This is a genomic window from Subtercola boreus (genome assembly GCF_003399625.1).
Lineage (GTDB): Bacteria > Actinomycetota > Actinomycetes > Actinomycetales > Microbacteriaceae > Subtercola > Subtercola boreus_C.
Genome location: NZ_NBXA01000002.1, coordinates 1 through 25,968, shown reverse-complemented (window position 1 = coordinate 25,968; position 25,968 = coordinate 1). Strand labels below are relative to the sequence as shown.

The window sequence follows — 25,968 nt, the reverse complement described above, 5'->3', positions numbered from 1 at the left end:
CTGACTAATCGGGGATCAGATTTGGTTGGATCGCTCCAACCAATATAGTGGGAGCACACCAACTAAATTACACCCCCCACCCACCCCCCACCCAACCCCACTCACCCTCCGAACACCCAGGAGCATTCAACCCATGGAAATCCCCGGCTACGTCTGGCTGCTGACAATCGTCGGCATCCTGGCCCTCCTCGCCTTCGACTTCTTCTTCCACGTACGCAAAGCCCACGAGCCCACCCTGAAGGAGGCCGCCAAGTGGTCGGCCATCTACGTCGGCATCGCTGTCGCGTTCGGCATCGGCGTGCTGGTCTTCGGCGGGCAGACGCTCGGCACCGAATACTTCGCCGGCTACATCACCGAGAAGGCGCTGAGCGTCGACAACCTCTTCGTGTTCCTGATCATCATCGCGAGCTTCCGGGTGCCGCGTGCCGACCAGCAGAAGGTGCTGCTCTTCGGCATCGTCTTCGCGCTGATCGCCCGCACCGGGTTCATCTTCATCGGTGCCGCCGCGATCAACTCCTTCGCGTGGCTGTTCTACCTGTTCGGCGGGTTCCTCATCTTCACCGCGATCAAGCTGCTGCGCCCCGAATCAGAGGGCGACGACGCCGACAACGTGATCATCCGCCTGGCGAAGCGCATCTTCAACACCACCGAGCGCTACGACGGCGACAAGTTCTTCACGATCGAGAACGGCAAGAAGGTCCTCACGCCGATGCTCCTCGTGATGGTCGCCATCGGTGGAACCGACCTGCTCTTCGCGCTCGACTCCGTGCCCGCGATCTTCGGTCTCACGCAGAACACCTACATCGTGTTCACCGCCACCGCGTTCTCGCTGATGGGTCTCCGCCAGCTGTTCTTCCTGATCGACGGCCTCCTCGACCGCCTCATCTTCCTCAGCTACGGCCTCGCCGCGATCCTCGCCTTCATCGGCGTGAAGCTGGTGCTGCACGCCCTGCACGAGAACAACCTGCCGTTCCTGAACGGTGGCCAGCCGATCCCGGTCTTCGAGATCAGCACCGAGCTCTCGCTGATCGTCATCATCGGCGTTCTCACCGTCACCGTTCTCGCCTCACTGTTCAGCCCGGCGGGCAAGGCGAACACGGTCATCAGCGACTCACGCATCCAGGCCAGGAAGTTCGTCGAACACGACTTCAAGGGCGACGAGGCCGAGCGCACCGCGACGTACGAGCGCATGGTGGCCCGCGAGAAGGCCATCCAGACACTCTCCGACAAGCAGCGCGCAAAGGCCGCAGACGACGAAGAACTCGTCGCCCTGCTGGCTCAGGCTCACGAACTGCACGGCCAGAGCGCAAAGTAACGCCGTATCCTCTAGCGTGGGGAGAGCATCCCCACGCTCCGAATGCACTACACAAGGAGAAAACACCATGGGTCTCAGCTTGGAAAAGGGCCAGTCGCTCTCATTGACGAAGAAAGACGGCGGGGCTCTCACGAGGATCCGCCTGGGGCTCGGCTGGGACAGCGCCGCCCCCGTGAAGCGCGGCCTCTTCGGCCGGGCGAAACCTGCGGACGAGATCGACCTCGACGCGTCGGCGATCTTCTTCGACGCATCGGGCAAGGTGCTCGACACCGTCTGGTTCCAGCAGCTGGCCAGCAAGGACGGATCGGCCACCCACACCGGCGACAACCTCACCGGTGCCGGCGACGGTGACGACGAGACCATCCTGGTCGACCTCTCGAAGGTCTCCCCGGCGGTGTCGCAGATCGTCTTCGTGATCTCCAGCTACACCCAGCAGTCGTTCGACATGGTCGAGAACGCCTTCAGCCGTGTCGTCGACGACTCCGCCCCCGGAGCGCCCGAGGTGGCCCGCTACCAGCTGACCGACTCCGGCACCCACACCGCGATGATCATGTCGAAGGTCTCCCGGGATGGCGCCGGCTGGAGCTTCAAGGCGATCGGCAACCGCGCGAACGGCCGCTCCGTGATGGACCTGCTGACCCCCGCCGCGCAGGCACTGTAATTCACCGGGCACTGTAGTTCACCAGGCACTGTAGACAGACACAAACCCGCACCATCCAACAAAGGAGCACTGATTCACATGGCAGGACTCACCCTCGCGAAGGGCAACAACCTCTCGCTCACCAAGACCAGCCCCGGGCTCACCGTCGCCACGGTCGGCTTGGGCTGGGACCCGCGCACCACCAGCGGCGAACAGTTCGACCTCGACGCCTCGGCACTGCTGCTGGGCGCTGACGGCAAGGTGCGCTCGAGCGCCGACTTCATCTTCTACAACCAGCCCGCGACCCCCGACGAGTCGGTCAAGCACATGGGCGACAACCGCACCGGTGACGGCGACGGTGACGACGAGCAGATCAACATCGACCTGCAGAAGGTCGGCTCCGACGTGCAGCGCATCGTCATCGCCGTGTCGATCGACAAGGCCGACGACCGTCGCCAGAACTTCGGCCAGGTGCGCGCAGCGTACTGCCGCGTCGTCGACCAGGACGGCCAGGAGATCGTGCGCTTCGATCTCAGCGAAGACGCCGCCCCCGAGACTGCGATGGTCTTCGCCGAGGTGTACCGGAACGGCGCCGAATGGAAGTTCAAGGCCGTGGGCCAGGGCTACATCACCGGCCTCGCAGGAATCGCCGGCGACTTCGGCGTTCAACTGGGCTAGAAAGGCTCCCTCCATGAGTACACCGCTCACTCCCCCCGACAGCAGCGACGTCGCCCAGGCGTCATCGTTGGTGCTGCGAGCACCGGATGCTCCCGACATCGTCGTGGCCGACGCGGCGCCGGGCATGGTTCCGGTGCCGTCCGAGCGCCAGACCGAGATCTCCCGCCAGGCGCGGGAGTTCGTGGCGGAGGTCAGCTCGCTCGACCCCCGGAGCCCCGAGTTCCAGACCAAGGTCGAGGGCATCTCGCAGATCGGCGGGGCCGAGATGGTGCAGTCGGGCGGATACTCGACGCGGATGCTCGAACGCTCATCCACCTCCGTGGCGGGCGCGAAGAAGACCGGCAACAGCGCGCAGATCACCGTCGCCAACACCCTGGGCGATCTCCGCACCACGGTCGAAGACCTGACGCCGAACGCGGCAGACCTCGGCGTGGGCCGGAAGATCCTGGGATTCATCCCCGGCGGCAACAAGCTGGCGCGCTACTTCCAGAAGTACGAGAGCGCCCAGACCCAGCTCGACAAAATCATCAAGTCACTGATGGCCGGCCAGGACGAACTGCTGAAGGACAACGCCGCGCTCGCCGGCGAGAAGGTGCAGCTCTGGGAGACGATGCAGGCGCTCAGCGAGTACGCCGTCTTCGCGAAGGCCCTGGATGCCGCGACCGTCGAGAAGATCGCCTCCAGCCGGGCATCCGGGCAGATCGAGGAGGCGCAGAAGCTCGAAGCCGACGTGCTGTTCCCGATCCGGCAGCGCCACCAGGACATCCTGACGCAGCTCGCGGTGTCGGTGCAGGGCTATCTCGCGATGGACCTGATCCGCAAGAACAACCTCGAGCTGATCAAGGGCGTCGACCGGGCCCGCACCACCACGATCGCGGCGCTTCGCACGGCAGTCATCGTGGCGCAGGCTCTGGCGAACCAGAAGATGGTGCTCGACCAGATCGACGCGATCAACACCACCACGAACAACATGATCCTGAAGACCAGCGAGATGCTCAAGGACCAGACCGTTCGTATCCAGGAGCAGGCCGGCAGTTCGGGCGTGAGCGTCGAGACGCTGCAGAAGGCATTCGACAACGTGTTCCAGACCATGGATGCGATCGACACCTTCCGCGCGTCGGCTGCCAAGAACATGGAGGGCACCGTCGCGGCCCTCGAGACGGGCATCCAGAAGGCGAAGCCGTACCTCGAGCGCAGCCGCCAGGGCGACCAGGGTGAGGTCAGCCGGTGACCCTGAGGTGACGCGGTGACGTTCGGCCGTTTCGTGAACTCGCTGTTCGGCGGGCCCGCACCCGAGGCCACGCCGACGGTGGTCGACGACGTGCCCGCAGCGGCCACCCTCACCGAAGACGAGCAGACCGCGAAGGCTCTGGATGACCTGCGGAGCACGGTTCGCCGCGCGGGCCGCGAGCTGCCGACGGTGCTCTCGTCGCGCCTCGGCCAGATCGACGATGTGCTGCATGACGTGGTCGCCACGATTGCCGCGCAGGGCGCCTCGACCGAACAGCGGGTGCTGTTGGAGGCGATGGTGCGCGACTACATCCCCACGCCGCTCCACGCGTTCCTCGCCCTGCCCGAACGGGACCGCACCGACGATGCGGCGGCGACCGCGCTGTTCGCCGACCAGCTGGAACTCCTCGAAGGGACCGTGCGCGACATGCTGAACCAGGTGCGGATCGGCGCCATCGAGGAGCTCTCGACGCATGGGCGCTTTCTCGCCGACAAGTTCCAGGCGCCGGATCCGGGTCTCACGCTGGGCGGTCGGTGATGGCCTCGCTCATCCCGGGGGCCAATGCTGCCCTCACCGCAGAGAACCCCGGCCTCACGGAGGTTCTCGTCGGGTTCGGCTGGGAGGTGATCCCGAGCCGCGGGCCGCGCGCCGAACTCGTGCCGCTCGCGATCATGTGCGACGCAGACGACAAGGCGATCTCGAACGACCACCTGGTCTTCTTCAACCAGCTCGAGAGCCAGGACGGGTCTGTGCAGTTCGCCGACACGGCCGACGCCGAGGAGATCGACGTGGATCTGTCACGGGTGCCCGAGGTGGTCGAGAAGATCGCCTTCCTCGTCTACGTCGACCCCGACGTGCGCGGTGCTGCCGACTTCTCGGCGGTGCGATCGGCTTACGTGCGCGTCGCCATGAAAGACGGGCGGGAGCTCGTGCGGTTCGACGTGCCCCTCGCCGACAACAACCGCAACGTGCACGCGATGCTCTTCGGCGAGCTGTACCGGCACCGTGCGGACTGGAAGTTCCGGGCCATCGGCCAGGGCTACGCCAACGGTCTCACCGGGGTGGCGCGCGACTTCCGGATCGAGCTGTAGCCCGTGGCGCTGAACCGGGCGGCGGTGCGCCGCGACCTGCCCTACCTGCGGCGGCGCGTCAAGCCGGTGGCGGTGGATGTCGCGGCCGCGGTCGCCCCTGCCGCCGAGGCCAGCGCCGCACCGTCCGTACCCTCCACCTCCGGCGGGCTCAGCCTCCGACCCGCTGCAGCCACGGCCGCGGCAGCAGCCGCGCCGGCCGCCAGGCCGGCTGCGGCGCCCGGGTTCCGGCCGGCACCGGCATCCGCGGCCCCCGGCAGTGCCCGCCCAGCAAATCCAGCCCGACCCGTGCGGCCGAGCCTCCCCGAACCGTTCCCCGCCCCTCCGATCGGCGAGGTGCGGGAGCTCGGCCCCGAACATCCCGTGCTGCGGCTGGATGCCCGTCGCTCCGCCATCGGCAGCCTCATCGTGTCGGGGGTGCACGCCATCGCCTGGGAGAGCACAGACCTCGTGACCGGCGCCCTCACCCTCACGTCGGGCGGAGTCGACACAGCCGGCACACCCGTGATGACGCCCGGCAACAGGGCTCTTGTCGGCTTCGACGACGGTGACGCGATCGTGGCGCTCCGCCACCTGCGGAGCCTCCGCCGCGCGCTGTTCATCGGCAACGGGTCGGAGCCGATCGGCGTGCAGCTGTTCGACGGCTCGCACGTCAGCGTCGCCGTCACCTTCACCGCTTCGTCCGAGCCCGGTGCCGGCGGGGCATCCGGCGACCGGATGTCCGTGCTCACCCTGCTACGGATCGGAGCCCTCATCGAACTGCGCGCCGAGCCGGTAGCACGCGCGCTCTCCCCCGCCGAACTCCACCGCGAGTTCGGTTTCCAGCTGACCGCCCGTTTCGACGCGCGCCAGCCCCGCACGAGATAGCCGATGCGTCACTTCCGATCCGTCAGCGATGCCGAGGCAGGCACGCTGTTCCATCGTCTGCCCGGTGAACTCCGCATTGATTCGCCGCCCGACCTGCTGGCGGCGGCGCTCGGTGCGACTCTCTACGTTCCGGGTGACCGGCCCGAGATCGCGCGCGATGTCACCAAGCAGGCGGCGCGGGGCTGCATCAGCATGGTGCTGTGCCTCGAAGACTCGATAGCCGATTCGTCGGTGGCGTTCGCCGAGGCGAATGTCGCCGGCGCGATCCAGAGCCTCTGGGAGCGGCCGCCCGGGGAGCCGAGCGAGCTGCCGCTGCTGTTCATCCGCGTGCGCACACCGGGGCAGATGCTCCGGATGGCCGAGCTCTGCGGCTCGGGGCTCGCGCTGCTGAGCGGTTTCGTGGTCCCGAAGTTCGAGAACGACGCGGGCTACGCCGACCGGTTCTTCGAGGCGCTGGGGCGGATCCACGAGCGGTTCGGGGATGCGGGCGATGCTGGCGCCCGGCGCCTCCGCGTGATGCCGATCCTCGAATCGCCCTCGATGGTGCACACCGAGACGCGCACCGGAGCCCTCCGATCGATCGTCGACGTGCTGCAGGAGCACCGCGACGACATCCTCGCCGTGCGGATCGGCGCCACCGACCTGTCGAGCGTGTTCGGGCTGCGACGGTCGCGTGAGCTCACGGTCTACGACGTGAAGGTCGTCGCCGCGGTGATCGCCGACATCGTGAACGTGCTCGGCCGCCCCTCCGACAACTTCGTCATCACCGGGCCCGTCTGGGAACACTTCGACACCTCGGAGCGGATCCTCAGGCCGCAGCTGCGCCTCACACCGTTCACCGACGCCAACGAGCCCGAGCTGAGGCAGCGCCTCATGCTCGGCGGGCTCGACGGCCTGATCAAGGAGATCTCGCTCGACCAGGCGAACGGGTTGCTCGGAAAGACGGTCATCCACCCGACGCATGTTCCGGTGGTGCACGCGCTTTCGGTGGTCAGCCACGAGGAATACGTCGACGCCGTGGCGATCGTCGGCAACGTCGGTGGTGGCGCGAGCGCGTCGCCGTACCGCAACAAGATGAACGAGATGAAGCCGCACCAGTCCTGGGCCGAGAAGACCCTGGTGCGCGCGGAGGCGTTCGGGGTGGCCGCCGAGGACACGACGTTCGTCGACCTACTCGAAGCGAGCATGCGGTGAGCGGGGCGGGCGCCGGGGAGACTCCCGCCACGTGGACGGGCGGTTTTGCGGAACGCGAGGTCGGTATCCGGGTGCGAACGGATGCCCGGCGGAGCCTCGTGCCCGTCGAACTCCTCGTCGGAGTCGCCCTCCGGCGAAACCCCCGCCGCGCGCAGCTGCTGGTCTCGACGGTGCTGGCCAAGCACGTGCCCACCGCGCCCGGGATCGTGATCGTGGCGGCCGAGCTGCTAGGGCTGCTCGTCGGGGGCGAACTCGACGGGGGGCGCCCACCGGCCGGCCTGTTCGCGCGGCTCGCGAGCATCCTGCAGCAGACGGCGGCCGGCGCGGCGGCGGATGCGGCTGCGGCTGCTCCGCCCTCCGAGGTCGCAGAGCTCAGGTCCGAAGTCGCCGGGCTCCGGTCGCGGCATCCGGAAGTCGTCACCATCGGTTACGCCGAGACCGCCACCGGGCTCGGGCAGCTCGTCGCCTCGACGATCGGCTCGTACTACATCCACTCGACCAGGCACGCTCCGGCCGATCGCGCACCCTTCGCCGGCTTCGAGGAGGAGCACTCGCACGCCACCAGCCACCAGCTCTACCCGGCGCGTCCCGACTGGCTGCGCCCGGGCGGCACCGTCGTGCTCGTCGACGACGAGCTGAGCACCGGCACCACGATCGTCAACACGATCCGGGCCCTGCACTCCGCGGTGCCGCAGTCGCGCTGGGTCGTGGCGTCGCTGATCGACCTGCGCTCAGAGGCCGACCGCGCCCGGTTCGACACCCTCGCCCTGACGCTCGGCACCTCGATCGCGGTCGTCGCGCTGGGTTCCGGCTCGATCGATCTGCCCCCTGACGTGCTGGCGCGCGCCGCGCGCGCCCTCCCACCCGCGCCCGGTCCCGCGCCCAGCCTCGCATCGCTGCCGAAGGAACCAGGCTCGCTCACGCTCGTCGAGGTCGAGGTCGAGTGCGGCTTCCACAGAAGCGCGCGGTTCGGCATCGACGCTCGCCCGGGTGACGACGACCGTGCGGCCGCCCGGATCGTCGCAGCGCTCGACCCCGAGCTGCCGGATGGCTCGATCCTCGTGCTCGGCTCCGAGGAGCACATCGCACTACCCCTGGCGGTCGCGGACCAGATCAGCAACCCCGACCAGCGCACCCCGCCCCACCAGCTCTCCCACCCCGACCCGCTCCGCCAGCGCACCGTGCGCTTCTCCACCACCACGCGTTCCCCCATCACACCGATCGACCGCGCCGACTACGCCATTGCGAGCGCCATCACGTTCCCGAGCCACGACCTCACAAGTGACGGGTTCGGGCCTCGATTCGCCTACAACCTCACGCGCGGCGGGCAACGTTTCGACGCGATCGTCTTCCTCCCCGAACCCGATGCCGATCGCGACCGGATGCTCGCCGCCGACGGTGTGGCCGAGGCCCTCCGCCGCGTGACAGACCACGTGTTCGTCGTACTCACCGCACCCACTGCACCCGCTGCACCCGCTGCACTCATTGCACCCACCCACCCCGAGGAGCCGGCCACCCCGTGACCCCCACCCCCAGCACCCCCACCCCCAGCACCCCCACCCCCAGCACACCCGCCGCGACATCCGGCACTACGCCGTTCCCCGCACCGCTCACCGGCCCCGCCTTCGGCTCGTATTCGGCCGCCGACGTGCAGTGGCTGCTGAAGGACCTCGGTGACGTCGAACTCGAGGCTCCCGCCGCCCAACGTGAGCGCGACATCCAGAGCGGGCGAGCGAACTACGCCGAGACGCTGCCCGTCGAGTATGTGCCGAGCCCGGAGTACCGGCAGCTGTTCGCCGAGGCCCTCGAGCGCTCGAGTCGTCGCGTCGCTGTCGCCGTGGGGATCGTGTCCGAACTGGTGCACTCCGCGCGCGCGGGCCAGCCCGTGCTGGTGTCCCTCGCCCGGGCGGGCACACCGATCGGCATCCTCATGAAGCGGTGGACCGAACGGATGCACGGCACCGACGTTCCGCACCTCACGATGAGCATCGTGCGAGGGGTCGGGCTCGACCAGACAGCCCTCGGCTACCTGGCCGCGACTTTCGACCCCGGTCGCGTCGTCTTCGTCGACGGCTGGACCGGCAAGGGGGCCATCGCCCGCGAACTCACCGCCGCGCTCGCGCTTTTCGCCGAGACCGACGGGACCGTCTTCGGTGACGACCTCGCGGTGCTCGCCGATCCGGGGCACTGCGTGAGCATCTTCGGCACACGCGACGACTACCTCATCCCGTCGGCGTGCCTGAACTCGACCGTCTCGGGTCTCGTCTCTCGCACCGTGTTCAACCGGCAGCTGATCGGTGAGAGCGACTTCCACGGAGCGAAGTTCTACGCTGGTCTCCGGGATGACGACGTCTCAGCCGTCTTCCTCGATGCCGTCTGCACGCATTTCGACGACGAGTCGGTCAGAGCCGAGGTCGCAGAAGGCGTCAGAGAGGCGGCCGCCGAGACCCGCGCCGGCGAGCGCGTGCCCACCTGGTCGGGCTGGCAGGCTGTCGAACGCATCAGCGCCGACTACGGAATCGACAACGTGAACCTCGTGAAGCCCGGCGTCGGCGAGACCACCCGGGTGCTGCTGAGGCGAGTGCCGTGGAAGATCCTGGTGCGCCCCGGTGCCCGCGAGGACATCGCCCACGTGCTGCTGCTCGCCGAGCAGCGCGGAGTGCCGATCGAGGAGGTGGATGACCTGCCGTACAGCTGCGTCGGCCTGATCAATCCGCTTGCGACGAGCGAGGCGGCCGACCGGTGAACACCCCCGGCAGCGCCCCCGGCACCACCCTCGCCGCCTGCGACCTCGACCGCACGCTCATCTACTCCCCGCGCGCCTTCTGGCTCGAGTCCGCCGACGCCGACGCCCCCGGAATGGTCGTCTCCGAACTCTACAGAGGCACCCCGATCTCGTTCATGACGCGACAGGCCGAGGCGCTGCTCGCAGACTTGCGCGCCGCAAGCGTGTTCGTGCCGGTGACGACCCGCACGGTCATCCAGTACCGACGCGTGCAGCTGCCCGGGCCGACACCCGCCTACGCCATCACCAGCAACGGCGGGGTCCTCCTTGTCGACGGAGTTCCGGATGCCGCGTGGGCGGACTCGGTGCGTCGGCGCCTGGCAGCGGAGGCCGCGCCACTGGCCGAGGTGACCGCCCTGCTCACAGACCCTGCGGCCGCGGCGTGGATCGAGAAGGTCAACAACGCCGAAGACCTCTTCGTGTACGCCATCGTCGACCGTCGAGCGATGCCGTCGGCGTGGGAGGCGCAGCTCGAGGCGACCTGCCGTGCGCTCGGCTGGTCGGTCTCGGTGCAGGGGCGGAAGCTCTACTGCGTGCCGCATCCGGTGACGAAGGGCGACGCGGTCGCCGAGGTGCGGCAACGGTCCGGGGCATCCGTGGTGCTCGCCGCGGGCGACTCCCTGCTCGACCAGCGGATGCTCGAGGAGGCCGATCTCGCCTTCCGGCCGGCCCACGGGGAACTCGACGAGGCCGGCTTCGTGAACGCCAACCTGACGATCACGCGCAGCCGCGGCATCCTGGCCGGAGAGGAGCTGCTGCGGTTGATGATCGCAGCGGCGGCCGCGTAGCCGCGGATCGCCCCCCGGCCCGCACACACCGGCCCGCACACACCGGCCCGATCGCGTACGGTGGGGGCTGTGCGGCATCCGAGCACACGTGGCCCAGGCGGGCCTCTGGGTGTGCGGCGCCGAGAGCTTTGCGTTGGGAACCCCATGGCCGGCACGGACGACGGGCCGCTCGACGCCTCCGCCACTCCTCGGCCGGCCCCTGCCCCACCCCCCGACTGGCAGCACCAGCTCCTCAGGCCCTTCCTCACGGCCCTGCCGATCACCGGCCTCTCGCTCTCGGTCACCGGCTCTTCGGGGCAGGAGTCGACGCTCTCCGAGTCCGACGCCACCGCAACGAGGCTCAGCGAACTGCAGTTCGCGAGGGGCCAGGGACCACACTGGGAAGCCCTGAGGACGGGGCGGCCGGTACTGGTTCCGGATGTCTCGGCCTCCGCTGCCGACTGGCCTCTGTTCGGCGAAGCCCTTGCGGGCCTCCCCGTGGGGGCGATCTTCGCCTTCCCCCTCCGGATCGGAGCCGTCGTCGTCGGAGTGGTCGACCTGTACAGCAGCGCGATCGGCACTCTCACCGAGCGGCAGGTGTTCACCGCGACGGGTCTCGCCCAGGCCGCGACGGGTGAGGCCGTGCGACGGGCGACGGAGAGTGCGAACGACGACGACACGCTCTCGTCGAGCCCGGTGCCCGAGACCCGGCGCGAGGTGCAGCAGGCGACGGGGATGATCCTCGCGCAACTGGATGTGTCGGCCACCGATGCGTTCTACCGGCTGAGGATGCACGCGTTCTCGACCGGCCGTTCGATCCAGTCGGTCGCGGCCGACGTGATCGCCCGCGCGTTGGATTTCCGCGAGCTGGAGTAATGACAGACAATGAGACCACAACCGTCGAACAGCACGATGAGAGCAGCCCAGTGAGCGATATGTCACGCGAAATGCTCCTCAGCGCAGCGTTCGTGAAACTCGCCGACACCCTCGTCGACGATTTCGACATCGTCGACCTGCTGCAGACCCTCGTCGAGGAGTGCAAGCGCATCCTGAACATCGAGGCCGCCGGTCTCATGCTGACGAACCAGAACGAACAGCTCGAGCTCGTTGCGTCCACCAGCGAGGAGGCGGAACTGGTCGAGATCATGCAGATCAACGCGAGCGCCGGGCCCTGCGTCGATGCCTACACGAGCGGTGATCCGATCGCCGTCCCCGACATTGCCGCCGGGAGCACCCGCTGGCCGGCCTTCAGCTCCGCTGCCCTCGACCAGGGTTTCCAGTCGGTCTACGCCACACCGATGAAGCTCCGGGGGCGCGTGATCGGCACCCTGAACCTGCTCAGCACCACCATCGGCGCGATGGCCGAACGTGACGCGAGCGCCGCGCGGGCGCTGGCCGACGCGGCGACCATCGCCATCCTGCAGGAACGACTGCTGCGGGAGACGACGATCGTGACCGAGCAGCTGAACCATGCCCTGGAGAGCCGCATCTTCATCGAACAGGCCAAGGGCGCCATCGCCCAGACCTACTCGGTGTCGATGGACGAAGCCTTCCAGCTGCTCCGCGACTACGCGCGCCGGAACAACCGGCGCCTCCAGGTCGTCGCCGCAGGCATCGCCGATCGCAGCATCGCCGTCTCGGAGCTGACCACGCGCGCATGAGCGTGTACGAGACGGACATCGTCATCGTCGGCGGTGGCATCGCCGGCCAGTCCCTTGCCGCGGCACTGGTCGACGCGGCCGGTGCCGGCCGGGGCGCGGCCGGGGGTGTCGGCAGCGGTACTGTGCGCGTGGTCGTCGTGGAGAGCGAGAACACGCTCGGCCACCACACCAGCAGTCGTTCCGCATCGCAGATGCAGCCGTCGTACGGTCCGCCGGGGATCCGGGCACTCACCGCTGCCACGCTCGGCCTCATGCCCGGCATCGAGCGAGCGCTCGGAACGAGCATCCTGAGCCCCCGCCCCCTCATCTGGTGCGGCCTCCGCGGCTCTGCGGCGCAGGCCGATTCGGTGCTCGCCTCGGTTCCGGATGCCCGGGAGGGCTCGATCGCCGAGGCGGTCTCCCGGCTGCCCGCGCTTCGCGCCAGCGCCCTCGAATCGATCGCCTTCGACAAGAACGCCCAGGAGGTCGACGTCACCGCCCTGCTCGGCTACTACCGCGAGCGCATGCGCACCGGCGGGGTGACGGTGCTGTACGGATCGGCGGTGTCGGATGCCCAGCCCTTCGCCGACGGTTGGAGAGTGACGGCGGGTTCGAACGAGATCCGCGCCCGCATCGTGGTGAACGCCGCGGGGGCCTGGGCGGATCCGCTCGCCGGGCTCTTCGGCAAGGCACCCCGAGGGCTGCAGCCCTACCGGCGCACCATCACCGTCGCGGCAGCCACCGGCCGGGCCGTCGACCCGTCGTGGCCGATGGCCAGTGACATGGGGGACACGTTCTACTTCCGGCCGCAGGGAACCGAGATCCTCGCCTCACCGCTCGAAGACACACCGAGCGTCGCCGAAGACGCCAGGCCGCGCCCATCCGACGTGGCGGACGTCACCCAGCGCATCAACGCCGTGACCGACCTCGCCCTCGGCAGGTCGACCCGCTCGTGGACAGGCCTTCGCACGCTCAGCCCCTCCGGCCTGCCGATCGTGGGCCGCGAGCCCGGCGACCCCACGTTCTACTGGCTGGCCGGGCAGGGAGGGTACGGCATCCAGACGTCGGCGGCACTCGGCAGGATGGTCGCAGCCGACCTGCTGGGGCACGATGCCGGCCTCGGGGACGACGTCGCGGCGGCCTTCGCTCGCCTGGCGCCCGAGCCTGGCCCCGCGACCGCCTGAGCGCCAGGCGATTCGCCGGGCGAGGCGTCAGGCGCGACGTCAGGCGAGGCGGCGGGCGCGCAGAACGACGTCGTGGGTGTGGTGGGACCCCGCCCCCGTGGCGACATGCCGGGGACGCACCTCGTCGACCTCGATCATCCAGGAGTCGTCGAGAAGGGCGGCCACGTCGGCGGGTCCCACGTAGTCGTCGGGATGGAAGCCGTGGGACCGGGCCTCCTCGGGCGTCGGGGCCGGGTGGTGCACCACGAGCAGGGTTCCGCCGGGTGCGACAGCATCGAGGAGCGCGTGCTCGGCAACATGGCCGGGCGTGCGGAACAGGGCGGGGTACTGAGCGGAGACCAGGTCGAAACTCCGCGCCGGCAGGGCAGCCTCGACGAGCCCGGAGTGCAGCCAGTGCACATCGACTCTCCGTCGACGCCCCTCGGCCTCGGCGCGCTCGAGCGCGACCCGCGAAACATCGAGCGCGGTCACCCGCCAGCCCTGCTCGGCGAGCCAGAGCGCGTCGGCGCCCTCCCCGCAGCCGACGTCGAGCACGGTGCCGACCGCCAGCCCCTCCGTCTCGGCGACCAGCGTGCCGTTCGGCGCACCGCTCCAGAGCCGGCCCGGGCCGGAATACCGTTCGTCCCAGACGGCCTCGACGGCGGCGCTCGCAGTCTCGTCGGGGGCGATCAGCGAGGGATCGGTTTCAGCCATGCTCTCAGCATGCCGCCTCTGCTGGATTTCTGCCGAATCCCTCTGCCAGACTGGCAAAGAAGCCAGAATGGCAAACTCGTCTGGAGACACCTGATGCGCTCACTCACCGCCGGCCTGTTCATGTCGATCGACGGCGTCGTCGAATCCCCGAACCTCTGGCAGTTCGACAGTTTCGACGACGAACTCGGCGCCCAGATGACCGCGATGATGGGAGCGGTGCAGACCGCCGTGCTCGGTCGCTCCGGCTACCAGGACTGGTCAGCCTACTGGCCTGGCGCCGGCGACGGGGATCCGTTCGGCGCCTTCATCAACCCGGTTGAGAAGCTGGTCGCCTCCCGCACGCTGACCGGCCCGCTCGACTGGCAGAACTCCACGCTGATCGAGGGGGATGTGCTCGATTTCCTCGCCGACCTCAAGCAGACCGACGGCGGCGACATCTCGCTCTTCTCCAGCATCTCGCTCACCCGCCAGCTCCTCTTCGCCGGCCTCCTCGACGAGCTCACCCTGATGATCCACCCCGTCGTCGCCGGCGCGGGCAGGCACCTCTTCGAACCCGACGACCCGACCACCCGCCTCGAACTCGTGCGTTCCACGATCACGGGCAAGGGCAACGCCGTGCTCACCTATCGCGCCCGCGCCGCCTGACCCGCCCCACCCACGCCACCCCGTCTTCCCGCCCGTCATGCCGTGGCGCGGGCGAACACCGGAGCGAATCTGCTCAACTCACTCTCCGGGAGGGAATGGGAACGCGCGATGTGCTCCCATTCCTTCGCTACAAGATCTGTCATCGCCCGAAACTCTTCTCGTGCTGCACTTTCGGTCAGCCTGCACGAACCGGCAAACTCCATCAGTCCGCCGAGTTCGTCATCGACACTCACCGCTCCGCAGATGCTGGTCACACGATCTGAACGGAGATCGGGATTTGGATTGATGTCGAAGACGGGCGACAGAGACCATCCTCCGGGAATGGCCCTCAAGAAACCGTGGTTCCTGAGGTGATCATCGGTGTTGTGGATGACAATCGAAAACGCAACTCGTCGCCACAGTTCGCGGAGATCTCCGACTACCCTGCTGCCCTGGTCCTCCAGTGCTTCGGCCACTTCGAGATAGTCATGGCTCTCTCCGTCTGTTCCACCGACGATTGTCATTGCACTGATATAGGGGATCCGGGCACCATCTGACGCCCGGTCGAAACGGTCGAGCACGAGCACATGCTTCCCATCGACCGAGATCAAATCCGTCGCCGGCACACTGATCCCGCATCGCTCCGCCAGTTCCAGCGACGTGCGTTCCCAGGCCATCACATCCCAGTCGTCGCTCGTCACATTGGGGAACTTGGCGATCTTCAGAAGATCTCCATCCCGCACCGAGGCCTTCGGACGCGCACCACCAAGGGAACCCGTGCCAGCATCGAGGAGCCGTTTGACGGCGGGCTGATTGTCGGGATTCCGCGTCACGTCGTCGGCGGCCCGGAGGAGGGCAGGAAGCTCGATCATCTTCGGAACGTCGAAGTCTGGCGACTCGAATTCACCCGTCGGTGAAGTCTTGAACCTCAGTGCACCCTGACGGTTGTGGTCTGACACGCCGAGAAGGAAGTCGACATCGGTCGGCCTCGCAGTGCTCGCGGCCTGCGTGGCACGCTTTGTGATGAGACCGCGACCCCAGCGGTCAGGCGAAGCATCGGCGAAACATCCGGGCAACTTGCCGGGAGTGGCGATGGCTCCACCCACCAGCGGAAGCTCGGGTTCCAGTGCGTAGGCCCGCGCACTGGCCAGCCAGGTCTGCCCGTATCGAAATGTCGTCGAAATCGGCCCCCCGCGGCGCTGAGTGAAGTAGGCAGTTCCGACGAAGTCCGAGCTTCCATTCTCATCGTCGACGAAGACAGAGGCTTCGGATGTCACGAGCGGACCCGCTTTGGGAGGAGGTCCTCAGCGCGCGCGCGCCCAAGGTCGCTCTCGAACGGATCCACGGATTTCACGAGCTGGTCAAGCACGCCCAGTGCCCGACAGATCTCGAGGACGATGCCCATACCGACAGATCCGTCCCCCCGCTCCAGTCGTGCGACAGTCTGGCGGGTGGTTCGAGCGCGTTCCGCCACCTGCTCGATGGTCAGGGAGTGTAGCTTTCGCCACGCGCGAAGCTGTTCACCGAGATCTCGCTGTGCGCGAGCGACTCGAGGCGATTCGACGCGCGCCATCCGTCCTCCTTAAGTTACTTGTGAATAACATTACCGCGGTTAACGTTGCATCGGCCCGCGAACATGAGCAACCCGAACGCACACCGCGCCAGGTGCGACCGCCTCTTCGAGAAAACCACCCCAGAACCAGGAAAACCCCCGCCGAGGCGAGGGTTTTCGGGTGGTGCGCCCGGAGGGATTCGAACCCCCGGCCTTCTGATCCGTAGTCAGACGCTCTATCCAGCTGAGCTACGGGCGCAAATCACACAAGAGATGACTCTACCATAGGCCGGGCGCCCCGAGGTGCAGCAGCCCGGCCCGCGGCACGGAGACTACTGGGCCGCGTAGCCGCCGTCGACGAGGTGGTAGCTCCCGGAGATGAAGGAGGCGGCGTCGCTGGCGAGGAATGCCACAAGCGAAGCGACTTCCTCCGGCTGGCCGAGGCGGCCGAGTGCGTGCTTGGCAGCGAGAGCGGCCTGCATCTCATCGCTGAGGTTCGCATCCACCAACGGGGTGTGGATGAAGCCGGGGCCGACCGCATTGGTGCGCACGCCGGCTGCGCCGTATTCGAGTGCTGCGTTCTTCGTGAGGCCCACGAGGCCGTGTTTGGCGGTCACGTACGCCGACGACTGGGCGATGCCCACGCTGCCGAGCACGGAGGCCATGTTGATGATGGATCCACCACCGTTGGCGGCCATCGCGGGAAGCTGGGCCTTGAGGCCGTAGAAGACCGCGTTGAGGTTGATCTCGATGACCTTCTGCCAGCTCTCGACGGTGTAGTCGCCGATGGTCGCGGCCATTCCACCGATGCCGGCGTTGTTCACCGCGATCTTCAGCGGCGCGAGGGCATTCGCCGCAACCACGGCCGCTTCGGAGAAGGCCGGGTCGGAGACGTCACCGATGAGTGCTTCAGCGGTTCCACCCGCAGCGCGAATCTCGTCGACGACGGCCTTCGCGCCCGTCTCGTTGAGGTCGGTCACCAGAACCGAGGCGCCGTTGGCGGCCAGCTCCACGGCGATCGCCCGCCCGATTCCCGAACCTGCTCCAGTGACGATCGCCGAACGGTCTGCGACATCGTAAGTTGCCATGATCTCGTGCTTCTCTCTTAAATCAGACGTTCCATACGAACGAATGATCCTAATAGTACTCCTTTTATCCGACATCTGTCGGATACCATGGGACGATGGATGCCCGACAGCGCCGAAGCCGCGAGAACCTCCGCCGAGCCATCCTGGGACTCGCCGCCCTCACCCCCGCCAGCGACATCCTGGCCTCGGAGGTGGCCTCGGTCGCGAAGGTGAACAGGTCGACGTTCTACGACCATGCCTCGTCACCGACCGCGTTGCTCGAAGACGTTCTGCGGGAGGAACTCGATGCGCTGCGGGCCGAGTTCCTGAGCGAGGTACCCCCCGAAGGCGCGGCGGCGGCGATCGCCGGAGTCACGCGCTCTGTGCTCGAACACATCGACGCGCACCGGGCGATCTACCTTCTCGGCCTCGACGAGAACAGCGGCCCCGCGAGCCTTCATCCGATGCTCGCGGGGCACTTCGAGGCATCCATCCGCCTGCTGGTCAAACGGGGCACCATCCGCTACGAGAGCACAGCCCCTGGAGGCGCGGGAACCCTGCAGGAGGAGTTCCGCGCCGAGATGGCGGTGCGGATGATCGCCGACGGGTCGGTCGGAGCGATCCTGGCCTGGCTGCAGCTGCCCGCCGCTCAGCCCGCGACCGTCGACGAGTTCCTGGAGCTGTACGGCGAGCTGCTGCCGTCGTGGTTCCCGTTCGCAGCCTGACCGCCCCAGCCATCCGGAGCCGTCCCGGGCATCCGGAACCGTTCCGGGCGTCCGGAGCCGCCCCCAGCCATCCGGAGCCGCCAGCGCCCCGCGAGTCAGGCCGCGAAGGTCTCCGGCGCCGTGAACGGCAGGCCGAGAGCCGACGCGACCAGCGCGTTCGTCACCTGGCCGTCGTGCACGTTGAGACCGCGCGCGAGGGCGGCGTCGTCGGCGATCGCGCGCTGCCAGCCCTTGTCGGCGAGGGTCAGCACGTAGGGCAGGGTCGCGTTGGTGAGCGCCGTGGTCGACGTCTCCGGAACCGCGCCCGGCATGTTCGCCACGCAGTAGAACACGCTGTTGTGCACCGGGAAGATGGGGTCGTCGTGGGTGGTCGGGTGCGACCCCTCGAAGCAGCCACCCTGGTCGATGGCGATGTCGACGAGCACCGAACCGGGCTTCATCGCGGCGACCATCTCGTCGGTGACGAGCTTCGGCGCAGCGGCGCCCGGGATCAGCACCGATCCGACGACAAGATCCGCGTCCCGCACCTGGGCCGCGATCTCATACGCACTCGACGCACGGGTCTGGATGCGCCCGCCGAACTGCACCTCGAGCTGGCGGAGGCGGCGCAGGGAGAGGTCGATGACCGTGACATCCGCGCCCATGCCGAGCGCGTTCGCCGCGGCGTGCTCGCCCGCGACGCCGCCACCGATCACGACGACCTTGGCCTTGCGCGTGCCGGGCACGCCACCGAGCAGCACACCGCGACCGCCGGCCGCACTCATCAGGTGGTACCCGCCCACCTGCACAGACAGGCGGCCGGCCACCTCGCTCATCGGCGAGAGAAGCGGGAGGCTGCGGTTCTCCAGCTGCACCGTCTCGTAGGCGATCGCCGTCGTGCCCGAGCGCACCAGCGCGTCGGTGCACTCGCGGCTGGCAGCGAGGTGGAGGTAGGTGAAGAGAACCTGGCCGCTCCGCAGCCGGCCGTACTCGCTGGCGATCGGCTCCTTGACCTTCAACAGCAGGTCGGCCTGGGCCCAGACCTCGTCGGCGGTGCCGAGGATGCTCGCGCCTGCGGCGATGTAGTCGTCGTCGGTGATGCGCGATCCGAGACCTGCACCGCTCTCTACGACGACGTCGTGGCCGCGACGGGAGAGCTCGTGCACGCCAGCGGGCGTGATCGCCACGCGCTCCTCGTTGTTCTTGACCTCGCTCGGGATGCCTACGCGCATGTTCGTCTTCTCTCGCAGAGTCTGATGTGGTGCACCCGTCGTGCACGGGTGCCTCTATTCTGCGAATTGCGCGTTTCCAACACATTACTTCCGCAGATACTGCTGCGCCGAGGCGTCCCCATTCTGTATTCTTCGGGCAGGGAGGCTGAAACCGATGGTGACAATGAACAATCCACGGGGGCCGGGACCGCTGGACGAGGTCGACAGCACGCTCGTCGAACTCCTCAAGGAGAACGCACGAATGCCCAACAGCCGCCTCGCGGAACTGGCCGGCATCGCGCAGTCGACCTGCATCGCGCGCGTGAGGTCGCTCGAGGAACGCGGTGTGATCACGGGTTACACCGCGCGCCTCTCGCCCGCAGCACTCGGTTTCACACTGCAGGCGCTGATCAGCGTGAGCATCAAGTCGGGTGCCCGGCACAACCTCTCGTCGTTCAGCGACGAGATCCGCACCCGCACAGAGGTCGTCGAGCTGTTCTTCCTCGGCGGGGCGGAGGACTTCGTGATCCACGTCGCCACCCGGGACAGCGACCACCTCCGGGAATTCGTGGTGTCGAACCTCTCGGCCCACCCGGCCGTCGCCGCCACGCGCACAAGCATTGTGTTCGATCACATTGTGAACTGAGGTTGATTCAGCGTAACTTCTAGGCACTGGCACTCACCGCAGAGCGCCGCCGAAGAAGTGGAGCACCGACCATGTCATCTGTCGACAGCTACGTTCAGGGCGCGCCCTGCTGGATCGACCTCGTCACGACCGACGTCGACTCGGCACGAACCTTCTACAGCGGGTTGTTCGGGTGGTCGTACGACGACTACCCGATGCCGGGCAGCGCGGGCGAGATGACCTACTACATGAGCACCATCGACGGACGGAATGTCGCCGGTCTGATGCAGCAGGCTCCCGAGATGGTCGGTGATGCGCCGAGCTGGCAGACCTACATCGCCGTCGACGATGCGGAGGCCGCCGCTGAGCGTGTCGCCGAGGAGGGCGGCACCGTGCTGTTCCCGGTCGATGAGATCCCCGGTTCGGGGCGGATGACGATCGCGTTCGACACCGCGGGCGCCAAATTCGGACTGTGGCAGACGATCGGCCACATCGGGTCCGCCGTCGTCAACCAGCACGGTGCTCCGATCTGGCACGAGCTGCAGGCTCCGGATCCGGCCGCAGCCGCGGCCTTCTACAGCGCGGTGATGGGAGTCGAACCGAAGACCGCCGACGTCGGCGGCATCCCCTACACCGAGCTCTTCGCCTCCGGGAAGTCCTCGGCCGGCATCATGCCGAAACAGGACGCCGACCAGCCCAGCATGTGGCTGGTCTACTTAGGGGCAGACAACCCCGATGAGACGGCGGCCAGGGCTGCCGAGCTCGGCGGAACCGTACTGCAACCGGCGTTCGACATCCCCGGGATCGGGCGGATGGCCGTGCTGGCCGATCCGCAGGGCGTCGTGTTCGCGGTGATGCGGGGGGAGAGCTAACGTGAGGTCATGGCCCATCTCCTGCACCTCGACTCCTCCGCCGACCCAGAGCGCTCCCGGTCGCGGGCGATCGGCCGAACCTTCGCCGATGCATGGCTGAAGGCGGACCCGTCGAACACCATCACCTACCGGGACCTCCACGCCCGGCCCGTGCCGCACCTCGCCGACGCTTCCCTACACTGGCCAGCGCGCCTTCGCCCGGCAGGATCCACCCCGCCTGCAGAGGCTGAGGCGCTGCAGGCGGAGCTCATCGCCGAACTGGTCGCGGCAGACGTTCTCGTGGTGGGCGCACCGCTCTACAACTACTCCCTCCCGTCGACGCTGAAGGCCTGGATCGACCACATCCACGTGCCGGCCGTGACCGCACCGTTCGACGTCGACACCCAGCCGATGAGGGGGAAAGCCGCGGTCATCCTCTCGAGCCGTGGCGCCTCCTACGACGCCGGCACGCCCACGGCCGACTGGGACCACGAGGTGCCCGCGCTCAGCCTGATCCTCGGCGCAGCCCTCGGAATGCAGATCACCGTCATCCAGACGAGCCTGACCCTCGCCGACAGTGTGGCTGCTCTCGCTCCGCAGCTCGACCGCAGCAACGCAGAGTTGGCCGCGGCCCACCGGGCAGCTGCCGAGGCTGCGACACGGCTCGGAACATCTGCCGCTACGCCCAGCGCCTGATCCACACGGCTGCACGTGCCCCACACGGCTGCACCTGACCCACACGGCCGCGCCTGACCCACACGGCCGCGCGCCGCAAGCCCCACGGGTGGATTGGCCGGTTGCGGCGGCGGCTGCGAACATCGAGTGAACGGCCACACGTGCCGCTCGGGTGAGGTGCAGCATGAAGGTCGTCGTCGTCGGAGCCACAGGAAACCTCGGTACGGCGACATTCCGCCGGTTGCAGGGCGCGCCGGGCGTCACGGCGTTGGTCGGGGTGGCACGCCGCCTGCCGGACGACCACGCCGAACCCTACAAGGGTGCCGAATGGCACAGCGTGGATGTCGGGGCGCCCGATGCGAAGGCCGCCCTCACAGCGGCCTTCGCCGGGGCCGACGCGGTCATCCACCTCGCCTGGGCACTCCAGCCCAGCCACGACGAGAGGAGCCAGTGGCGCACCAACGTCACCGGCACGGCGAACGTGCTGGGCGCGGCATCCGTAGCCGGTGTGGGACACGTGCTCGTCGCGTCATCGGTGGGTGCCTACAGCCCGGGCCCGAAACACAGGCGCGTCGACGAGAGCTGGCCGACCGGAGGCATCCACACCTCGCACTATGCACGTCACAAAGCCGTGAACGAGAGGGCCTTCGACCGGTTCGAGCTCGAGCACCCGGACGTGGCTCTCACCCGGTTCCGGCCCGGGCTGGTGTTCCAGGAGGGAGCCGGGCACGAGATCCGGGGGCTCTTCCTCGGCGGCCTGCCGATGGGCTGGCTGAAGTACGTGCGGCCTCCGGTCGTTCCGCTGCCTGTGCAGATGGTCTTCCAGGCCGTGCACGCCAGCGATGTCGGCGAGGCCTTCTGGCGCGCGGTCGAACGCCGGACCGGCGGGGCGTTCAACATCGCTGCCGAGCCGGTGCTCGACCCCGAGACGATAGCCGCGGTGATCGGAGCGCGTCGGGCTGTGCCGGTGCGGCTCGTCGCGGCCAAGTTCCTGGTCTGGCTCACCTGGCGGTTGCGCATCCAGCCGACCCCGCCGGGCTGGGTGGACATCGCGGCCACCGTTCCGATCATGTCGACAGAGAAGGCACGGGAGGTGCTCGGCTGGGAGCCCCGGGTGTCATCGACCGACGCTCTCGCCTCGATCGTCGCCGGACTGGCGCACGACACGCGAATCGCCGGGTCAGGCCCGCTCGGGAGTTGAACGATGACGATCCGCGAGCGGCGAGCCGGGCATCCGACCAGCCCGTCGTCCGGCCCTCAGGCCAGCCGCCGGCTCAGAGCCCCCGGCGCTCCAACCGGGCGGCTCTCTTCTGTGCCGCCGCGGCCTGGAGGTTCGAGACCATCACGAGCACTTCGGGCAGCGTGCCGAGAAGGAACGCCGCGTAGAGCGGAACAGAGACGATCAGCAGGCCCCACGCCGCCACGAAGACCGCCAGTGAGGTGCGACCGCCGGCATGCACGACGATCGGTGGATCGGGGAACTCGCGGCGAGCTGCCTCGCCGGGATCCGTCTCATCTGTCATGCGTTGAAGTATCGCACCCGAACCCGACCGTGTTCCCGGGAGCCCGGCCGAGCACTCCGATGGGGGCTCGAAGGGGCTCACTGCCTCTAGTGTCGAAGACTATGGACCCCTGGATGAGCGGCCTCGCCGGCCTCGTGCCGACTCTCGTCGCCGTGCTGCTGCTCGCCGCAGTGACGGTGGTCGTGCTCACGGCATCGCGGGTCCCCCGGCCCATCGCTCCGTTCTGGGCGATCCTCAGAGGGGCTCTACAACTGGCCGCGCTCAGCCTTGTGCTCAGCGGCATCATCACGAACCCGCTGTGGGTGACGCTCGGACTGGTTGTCATGTTCGTCGCGGCGGTCTACACCGCGGCCCAGCGCATCCATGCCGATCGTGCCCAGCTGATCTCCGTGGCATTGGCCATGTTCACCGGCAACACCGTCGTTCTCGCGGTCGTCTTCGCGACCGGCGCCATCGAGTTCTCGCCGCGTTATGCGCTCGCCATCGGGGGAATCATCATCGGTAACACGATGAGTATCGCCACCCTCAGCGGTCGCACCTTCCACACCACCGTGCGTGACCACTGGGACGAGGTCGAAGGGTGGCTCGCCCTCGGCGCCCGGCCGCTCGAGTCCACCAGGGAGCTCTCGAGGAGCGCCATCTTCTCGGCGATCGTCCCCTCGATCGACCAGACGCGGACCACCGGGATCGTGGTGCTGCCGGGCGCCTTCGTCGGGGCGATCTTCGGCGGGGTCTCGCCACTCGAGGCCGGGCGGTTCCAGATCGTCGTGCTGGCGGGCATCCTCGCCGCTGGCGCGATCACCGCCGTCGTCCTGCTGCGTCTGATCGGCGCGGTCACTCTCAAGCCTGATGTAGAAGACTTCGGTAGAAGGAAGGTTCACCAGCGATGACCCGAGACGACACCGGCGCCGGCCGCGGCAGCGCCCAGGGCCGTGCCCACGGCAGCGCCCAAGGCGGCGCCGACGGCGACAAACCCCGCACGAAGCCCCAGGAGTTGCTCAGGGGGCAGCCGAGCGAGCAAGGACCCCGGGGCGAACTGGGCAGAGACCGCCACATCGGCAGCACCGACCTCACGCACTGGTACACCCCTCTCGGTCGCCAGACGGTGAGACTGGCCGAAAGAGCCAACAACCGCCTGGGCCCGAATGCGACGCTCATCGTGACACTGGTGGTCGGTCTCATCATCGCAATCGCATTCAGCGCCGCAGCTGTGCAGGTGTACGACGCCGTCACCGACGCTGACGGGGTCGCCGGGTTCGACCAGCCCCTCCTGAACTTCGCGATCACCCTGCGCTCGCCCTGGTTCGACGCAATCGCCACGGGGTACACCGACATAGCCGGGCCGATCGGGATGCCCATCCTGGCCGTCGGCACCCTGCTGGTGCTCGGCATCCACCGCCGATCGTGGACCCCGGTGATCCTGATCGTCGCAGCCGGCGGCGGATCACTGCTGATGACGATCGCCGGAAAGGACTTCATCGGGCGGGTGCGTCCCCCGCTCGCCGAAGCAGTGCCGCCGTACGAGTACTCTCCCTCGTTCCCGAGCGGGCACACGTTGAACGCGGTGGTTGTGGCCGGCATCATCGCATACCTCCTCATCCTGCGCCAGGAACGCCTGAGGAGCCGCGTGCTTCTCATCTCCGCCGCAGTACTCTTCTCGCTGACCATCGGTCTCAGCCGCGTCTTCCTCGGCCACCACTGGTTCACCGATGTACTTGCCGGCTGGATCCTCGGCGCCGCCTGGCTCGCACTTGTGATCACCGCGCACCGGCTGTATCTGACGGTGCGCGCAGACCACGAGCGCGCGAAAGCTGTGGCCAGGTCGGCGCCCTGACTGCGGTCGACGGGCGACTCGGGTGATGCTGACGCCGCTGCTGCTAGCGGTACCGCTGCTGCCGCGCCCTTCGGGCTTGCCGTCGGCTGGATGGGTTCTGGATGCGCATGGCTGGGTCGGTGGTGCGCGATGACCGGCGACGATACGAAACATGGATGGTCGGCTGTGTTGGCCGGGTGCAGGGCGTCGCGAAATGACGTCGGTGAAGGGCGCCGATAGAGGTCGTCGGTGGAGGGCCCGGGTGAGGGCGTCGTTTTACCCGGTGTCGCTGTGATGGTCATCTTGCTGCCCGTCGCCTGATCGATGGTCTGGTGGGTGATGGCCGGGCGGCAACTGCCTGGCCCTGTTCTGTTGGCAGGGTCTCGGGGTCTGATTCCAGTCAAGTGACGCGGGTGGGATGACGTGGGGGGTGCCATTTCGGATGGTCAGTTTCCAGCGTGTTTTGTGCACGTTCGAGTGGTGGAAGTGGCAGAGCAGGGCCCCATTGTCGAGATCCGTCAGCCCACCCGGATGCGATTTCGATAGCCACCCGTCGACATGATGCGACTCGCACCAAGACGGTGGTGCGTTGCAGCCTGGCCAGACACACCCGCCGTCGCGTGCGGCGAGGGCCCGGTTCTGGGCGGTGGTGAACAGGCGCCGGGTCTTTCCGTGCTGGAGGACCTGCCCGTGCTCCCCGAACAGGGTCGTGATGACGTCCCCGTGACACAGGAGCGTCTCAACGGTGCTGTAGGGGACGGGACCGGTGAGCCCGTCGATCCAGCCCACACCCCGCCCCGAGGTCACGTCGTCGAGGGTGGCGTGCAGGTTCACGGTCGGAGCCGCACCATTCAGCCGTGGCACGGCTGGGTCCTTCGCCCCCAGCTCGATCAGCTGCACCAGAGCGTCGGCGCGTTTCTGACCCGCACTCCGAACATCCGCGGTAGTCGCGTCAGCCTGTGCGCTGCCATCGGACGTATCCGAAGCAAGCGGCTCCGGGGCGTCGGGTTGGAAGGACACGATCCGGGGGGAGGTGAAGGGTTCCAGGGCGGCGCCGATGATCCCGGCCATCGAGCCTGTCAGCATCCCCGTGACACGGGTCATCCCCGAACAGTGCGGCGTCAACGTCAGGAAGCGGCGTTCGAACAGGTCCGCGTCCCGGGGTTCCGTACCGTCAGGGTCGAGGTGCTCCCGGTACCGAATCGCAAGATCATCGACCTCCCGAACCGAATACCCAAACC

At 68.0% G+C, this 25,968-nt stretch carries 29 protein-coding genes and 1 tRNA gene; 22 read left to right on the top strand and 8 right to left on the bottom strand.

Going from position 1 to position 25,968, the window contains the following annotated elements:
• The first annotated feature begins 133 nt into the window (after nt 1-133).
• From B7R21_RS01245 to B7R21_RS01180, 14 genes are all read left to right on the top strand, one after another.
• Nucleotides 134-1,315 carry a TerC family protein gene (locus B7R21_RS01245; RefSeq protein ID WP_116281439.1) on the top strand — a complete coding sequence of 394 codons (1,182 nt, stop codon included), beginning with the start codon at nt 134-136 and terminating at the stop codon, nt 1,313-1,315.
• Between the two features lie 67 nt (nt 1,316-1,382).
• Entirely contained in the window at nt 1,383-1,976 is a 594-nt protein-coding gene (locus B7R21_RS01240; protein ID WP_116281438.1) for a TerD family protein, read from the top strand.
• A 78-nt stretch (nt 1,977-2,054) separates the two neighbouring features.
• On the top strand, nt 2,055-2,633 hold the full coding sequence (locus B7R21_RS01235) for a TerD family protein (RefSeq protein ID WP_116281437.1): 579 nt from the start codon (nt 2,055-2,057) through the stop codon (nt 2,631-2,633).
• A 13-nt stretch (nt 2,634-2,646) separates the two neighbouring features.
• The gene (locus tag B7R21_RS01230) at nt 2,647-3,864 is read left to right on the top strand and encodes a toxic anion resistance protein (protein ID WP_116281436.1); all 1,218 of its coding nucleotides are present in this window, start codon (nt 2,647-2,649) and stop codon (nt 3,862-3,864) included.
• A gap of 15 nt (nt 3,865-3,879) precedes the next feature.
• Complete coding sequence (locus tag B7R21_RS01225) at nt 3,880-4,401, top strand: hypothetical protein (RefSeq protein ID WP_116281435.1); 522 nt, start codon at nt 3,880-3,882, stop codon at nt 4,399-4,401.
• On the top strand, nt 4,401-4,955 hold the full coding sequence (locus B7R21_RS01220) for a TerD family protein (RefSeq protein WP_116281434.1): 555 nt from the start codon (nt 4,401-4,403) through the stop codon (nt 4,953-4,955). Before B7R21_RS01225 ends, B7R21_RS01220 begins: the two co-directional genes overlap by 1 nt.
• Before the next feature lie 3 nt (nt 4,956-4,958).
• Nucleotides 4,959-5,819 carry a hypothetical protein gene (locus tag B7R21_RS20360; protein ID WP_116281433.1) on the top strand — a complete coding sequence of 287 codons (861 nt, stop codon included), beginning with the start codon at nt 4,959-4,961 and terminating at the stop codon, nt 5,817-5,819.
• Between the two features lie 3 nt (nt 5,820-5,822).
• Nucleotides 5,823-7,013: an HpcH/HpaI aldolase/citrate lyase family protein gene (locus tag B7R21_RS01210; RefSeq protein WP_116281432.1), complete on the top strand. Its 1,191-nt coding sequence runs from the start codon at nt 5,823-5,825 to the stop codon at nt 7,011-7,013.
• Nucleotides 7,010-8,536 carry a phosphoribosyltransferase domain-containing protein gene (locus B7R21_RS01205; protein WP_116281431.1) on the top strand — a complete coding sequence of 509 codons (1,527 nt, stop codon included), beginning with the start codon at nt 7,010-7,012 and terminating at the stop codon, nt 8,534-8,536. Before B7R21_RS01210 ends, B7R21_RS01205 begins: the two co-directional genes overlap by 4 nt.
• Entirely contained in the window at nt 8,533-9,759 is a 1,227-nt protein-coding gene (locus tag B7R21_RS01200; protein WP_172591999.1) for a cysteine protease StiP family protein, read from the top strand. Before B7R21_RS01205 ends, B7R21_RS01200 begins: the two co-directional genes overlap by 4 nt.
• Entirely contained in the window at nt 9,756-10,586 is an 831-nt protein-coding gene (locus B7R21_RS01195; protein WP_116281429.1) for an HAD family hydrolase, read from the top strand. The genes B7R21_RS01200 and B7R21_RS01195 overlap by 4 nt, the downstream gene beginning before the upstream one ends.
• 144 nt (nt 10,587-10,730) lie before the next feature.
• Complete coding sequence (locus tag B7R21_RS01190) at nt 10,731-11,441, top strand: GAF and ANTAR domain-containing protein (RefSeq protein WP_116281428.1); 711 nt, start codon at nt 10,731-10,733, stop codon at nt 11,439-11,441.
• Nucleotides 11,441-12,226, top strand: a complete 786-nt coding sequence (locus B7R21_RS01185) for a GAF and ANTAR domain-containing protein (protein WP_253259569.1) — start codon at nt 11,441-11,443, stop codon at nt 12,224-12,226. Before B7R21_RS01190 ends, B7R21_RS01185 begins: the two co-directional genes overlap by 1 nt.
• The gene (locus tag B7R21_RS01180) at nt 12,223-13,389 is read left to right on the top strand and encodes an NAD(P)/FAD-dependent oxidoreductase (RefSeq protein WP_116281427.1); all 1,167 of its coding nucleotides are present in this window, start codon (nt 12,223-12,225) and stop codon (nt 13,387-13,389) included. The genes B7R21_RS01185 and B7R21_RS01180 overlap by 4 nt, the downstream gene beginning before the upstream one ends.
• Nucleotides 13,390-13,428: 39 nt before the next feature.
• Here the strand turns inward: B7R21_RS01180 and B7R21_RS01175 are convergent, their stop codons facing one another.
• On the bottom strand, nt 13,429-14,082 hold the full coding sequence (locus B7R21_RS01175; RefSeq protein ID WP_116281426.1) for a class I SAM-dependent methyltransferase: 654 nt from the start codon (nt 14,080-14,082) through the stop codon (nt 13,429-13,431).
• Nucleotides 14,083-14,175: 93 nt separating this feature from the next.
• Between B7R21_RS01175 and B7R21_RS01170 the strand changes: the two genes are divergently transcribed.
• A complete protein-coding gene (locus B7R21_RS01170) occupies nt 14,176-14,727 on the top strand; it encodes a dihydrofolate reductase family protein (protein WP_116281425.1) in 552 nt (183 codons plus the stop codon).
• Nucleotides 14,728-14,762: 35 nt separating this feature from the next.
• Here the strand turns inward: B7R21_RS01170 and B7R21_RS01165 are convergent, their stop codons facing one another.
• The 4 genes from B7R21_RS01165 to B7R21_RS01150 form a co-directional block, all read right to left on the bottom strand.
• Nucleotides 14,763-15,983, bottom strand: coding sequence for a type II toxin-antitoxin system HipA family toxin (locus B7R21_RS01165; RefSeq protein WP_116281424.1), 1,221 nt, complete (start codon nt 15,981-15,983; stop codon nt 14,763-14,765).
• Nucleotides 15,980-16,279: a helix-turn-helix domain-containing protein gene (locus B7R21_RS01160; RefSeq protein ID WP_116281423.1), complete on the bottom strand. Its 300-nt coding sequence runs from the start codon at nt 16,277-16,279 to the stop codon at nt 15,980-15,982. The genes B7R21_RS01165 and B7R21_RS01160 overlap by 4 nt, the downstream gene beginning before the upstream one ends.
• 161 nt (nt 16,280-16,440) lie before the next feature.
• Nucleotides 16,441-16,517: transfer RNA gene (locus B7R21_RS01155), tRNA-Arg, on the bottom strand.
• A 73-nt stretch (nt 16,518-16,590) separates the two neighbouring features.
• Nucleotides 16,591-17,346, bottom strand: coding sequence for an SDR family NAD(P)-dependent oxidoreductase (locus B7R21_RS01150; RefSeq protein ID WP_116281422.1), 756 nt, complete (start codon nt 17,344-17,346; stop codon nt 16,591-16,593).
• 95 nt (nt 17,347-17,441) lie between these two features.
• Here B7R21_RS01150 and B7R21_RS01145 point away from each other — a divergent pair, with 95 nt between their 5' ends.
• Nucleotides 17,442-18,050, top strand: coding sequence for a TetR/AcrR family transcriptional regulator (locus tag B7R21_RS01145; RefSeq protein ID WP_116281421.1), 609 nt, complete (start codon nt 17,442-17,444; stop codon nt 18,048-18,050).
• Nucleotides 18,051-18,145: 95 nt separating this feature from the next.
• Here B7R21_RS01145 and ald read toward each other — a convergent pair whose 3' ends face one another.
• The gene (ald, locus tag B7R21_RS01140; protein WP_116281420.1) at nt 18,146-19,261 is read right to left on the bottom strand and encodes an alanine dehydrogenase; all 1,116 of its coding nucleotides are present in this window, start codon (nt 19,259-19,261) and stop codon (nt 18,146-18,148) included.
• A 163-nt stretch (nt 19,262-19,424) separates the two neighbouring features.
• Here ald and B7R21_RS01135 point away from each other — a divergent pair, with 163 nt between their 5' ends.
• From B7R21_RS01135 to B7R21_RS01120, 4 genes are all read left to right on the top strand, one after another.
• Nucleotides 19,425-19,886, top strand: coding sequence for an Lrp/AsnC family transcriptional regulator (locus B7R21_RS01135; protein WP_253259568.1), 462 nt, complete (start codon nt 19,425-19,427; stop codon nt 19,884-19,886).
• Nucleotides 19,887-19,957: 71 nt separating this feature from the next.
• A complete protein-coding gene (locus B7R21_RS01130) occupies nt 19,958-20,737 on the top strand; it encodes a VOC family protein (protein WP_116281418.1) in 780 nt (259 codons plus the stop codon).
• Between the two features lie 9 nt (nt 20,738-20,746).
• Nucleotides 20,747-21,412: an FMN-dependent NADH-azoreductase gene (locus B7R21_RS01125; protein ID WP_116281417.1), complete on the top strand. Its 666-nt coding sequence runs from the start codon at nt 20,747-20,749 to the stop codon at nt 21,410-21,412.
• A gap of 163 nt (nt 21,413-21,575) precedes the next feature.
• Nucleotides 21,576-22,592 carry an NAD-dependent epimerase/dehydratase family protein gene (locus B7R21_RS01120; RefSeq protein ID WP_116281416.1) on the top strand — a complete coding sequence of 339 codons (1,017 nt, stop codon included), beginning with the start codon at nt 21,576-21,578 and terminating at the stop codon, nt 22,590-22,592.
• Nucleotides 22,593-22,665: 73 nt separating this feature from the next.
• Here the strand turns inward: B7R21_RS01120 and B7R21_RS01115 are convergent, their stop codons facing one another.
• Entirely contained in the window at nt 22,666-22,914 is a 249-nt protein-coding gene (locus B7R21_RS01115; RefSeq protein WP_116281415.1) for a hypothetical protein, read from the bottom strand.
• A 113-nt stretch (nt 22,915-23,027) separates the two neighbouring features.
• Between B7R21_RS01115 and B7R21_RS01110 the strand changes: the two genes are divergently transcribed.
• Nucleotides 23,028-23,804 (top strand): ABC transporter permease, encoded by a 777-nt coding sequence (locus B7R21_RS01110; RefSeq protein WP_116281526.1) that lies wholly within the window; start codon nt 23,028-23,030, stop codon nt 23,802-23,804.
• On the top strand, nt 23,801-24,748 hold the full coding sequence (locus B7R21_RS01105) for a phosphatase PAP2 family protein (protein WP_116281414.1): 948 nt from the start codon (nt 23,801-23,803) through the stop codon (nt 24,746-24,748). Before B7R21_RS01110 ends, B7R21_RS01105 begins: the two co-directional genes overlap by 4 nt.
• A 255-nt stretch (nt 24,749-25,003) precedes the next feature.
• Here the strand turns inward: B7R21_RS01105 and B7R21_RS01100 are convergent.
• A partial coding sequence (locus tag B7R21_RS01100) for an HNH endonuclease signature motif containing protein (RefSeq protein WP_147305764.1) occupies nt 25,004-25,968 on the bottom strand: 965 nt, incomplete at its 5' end.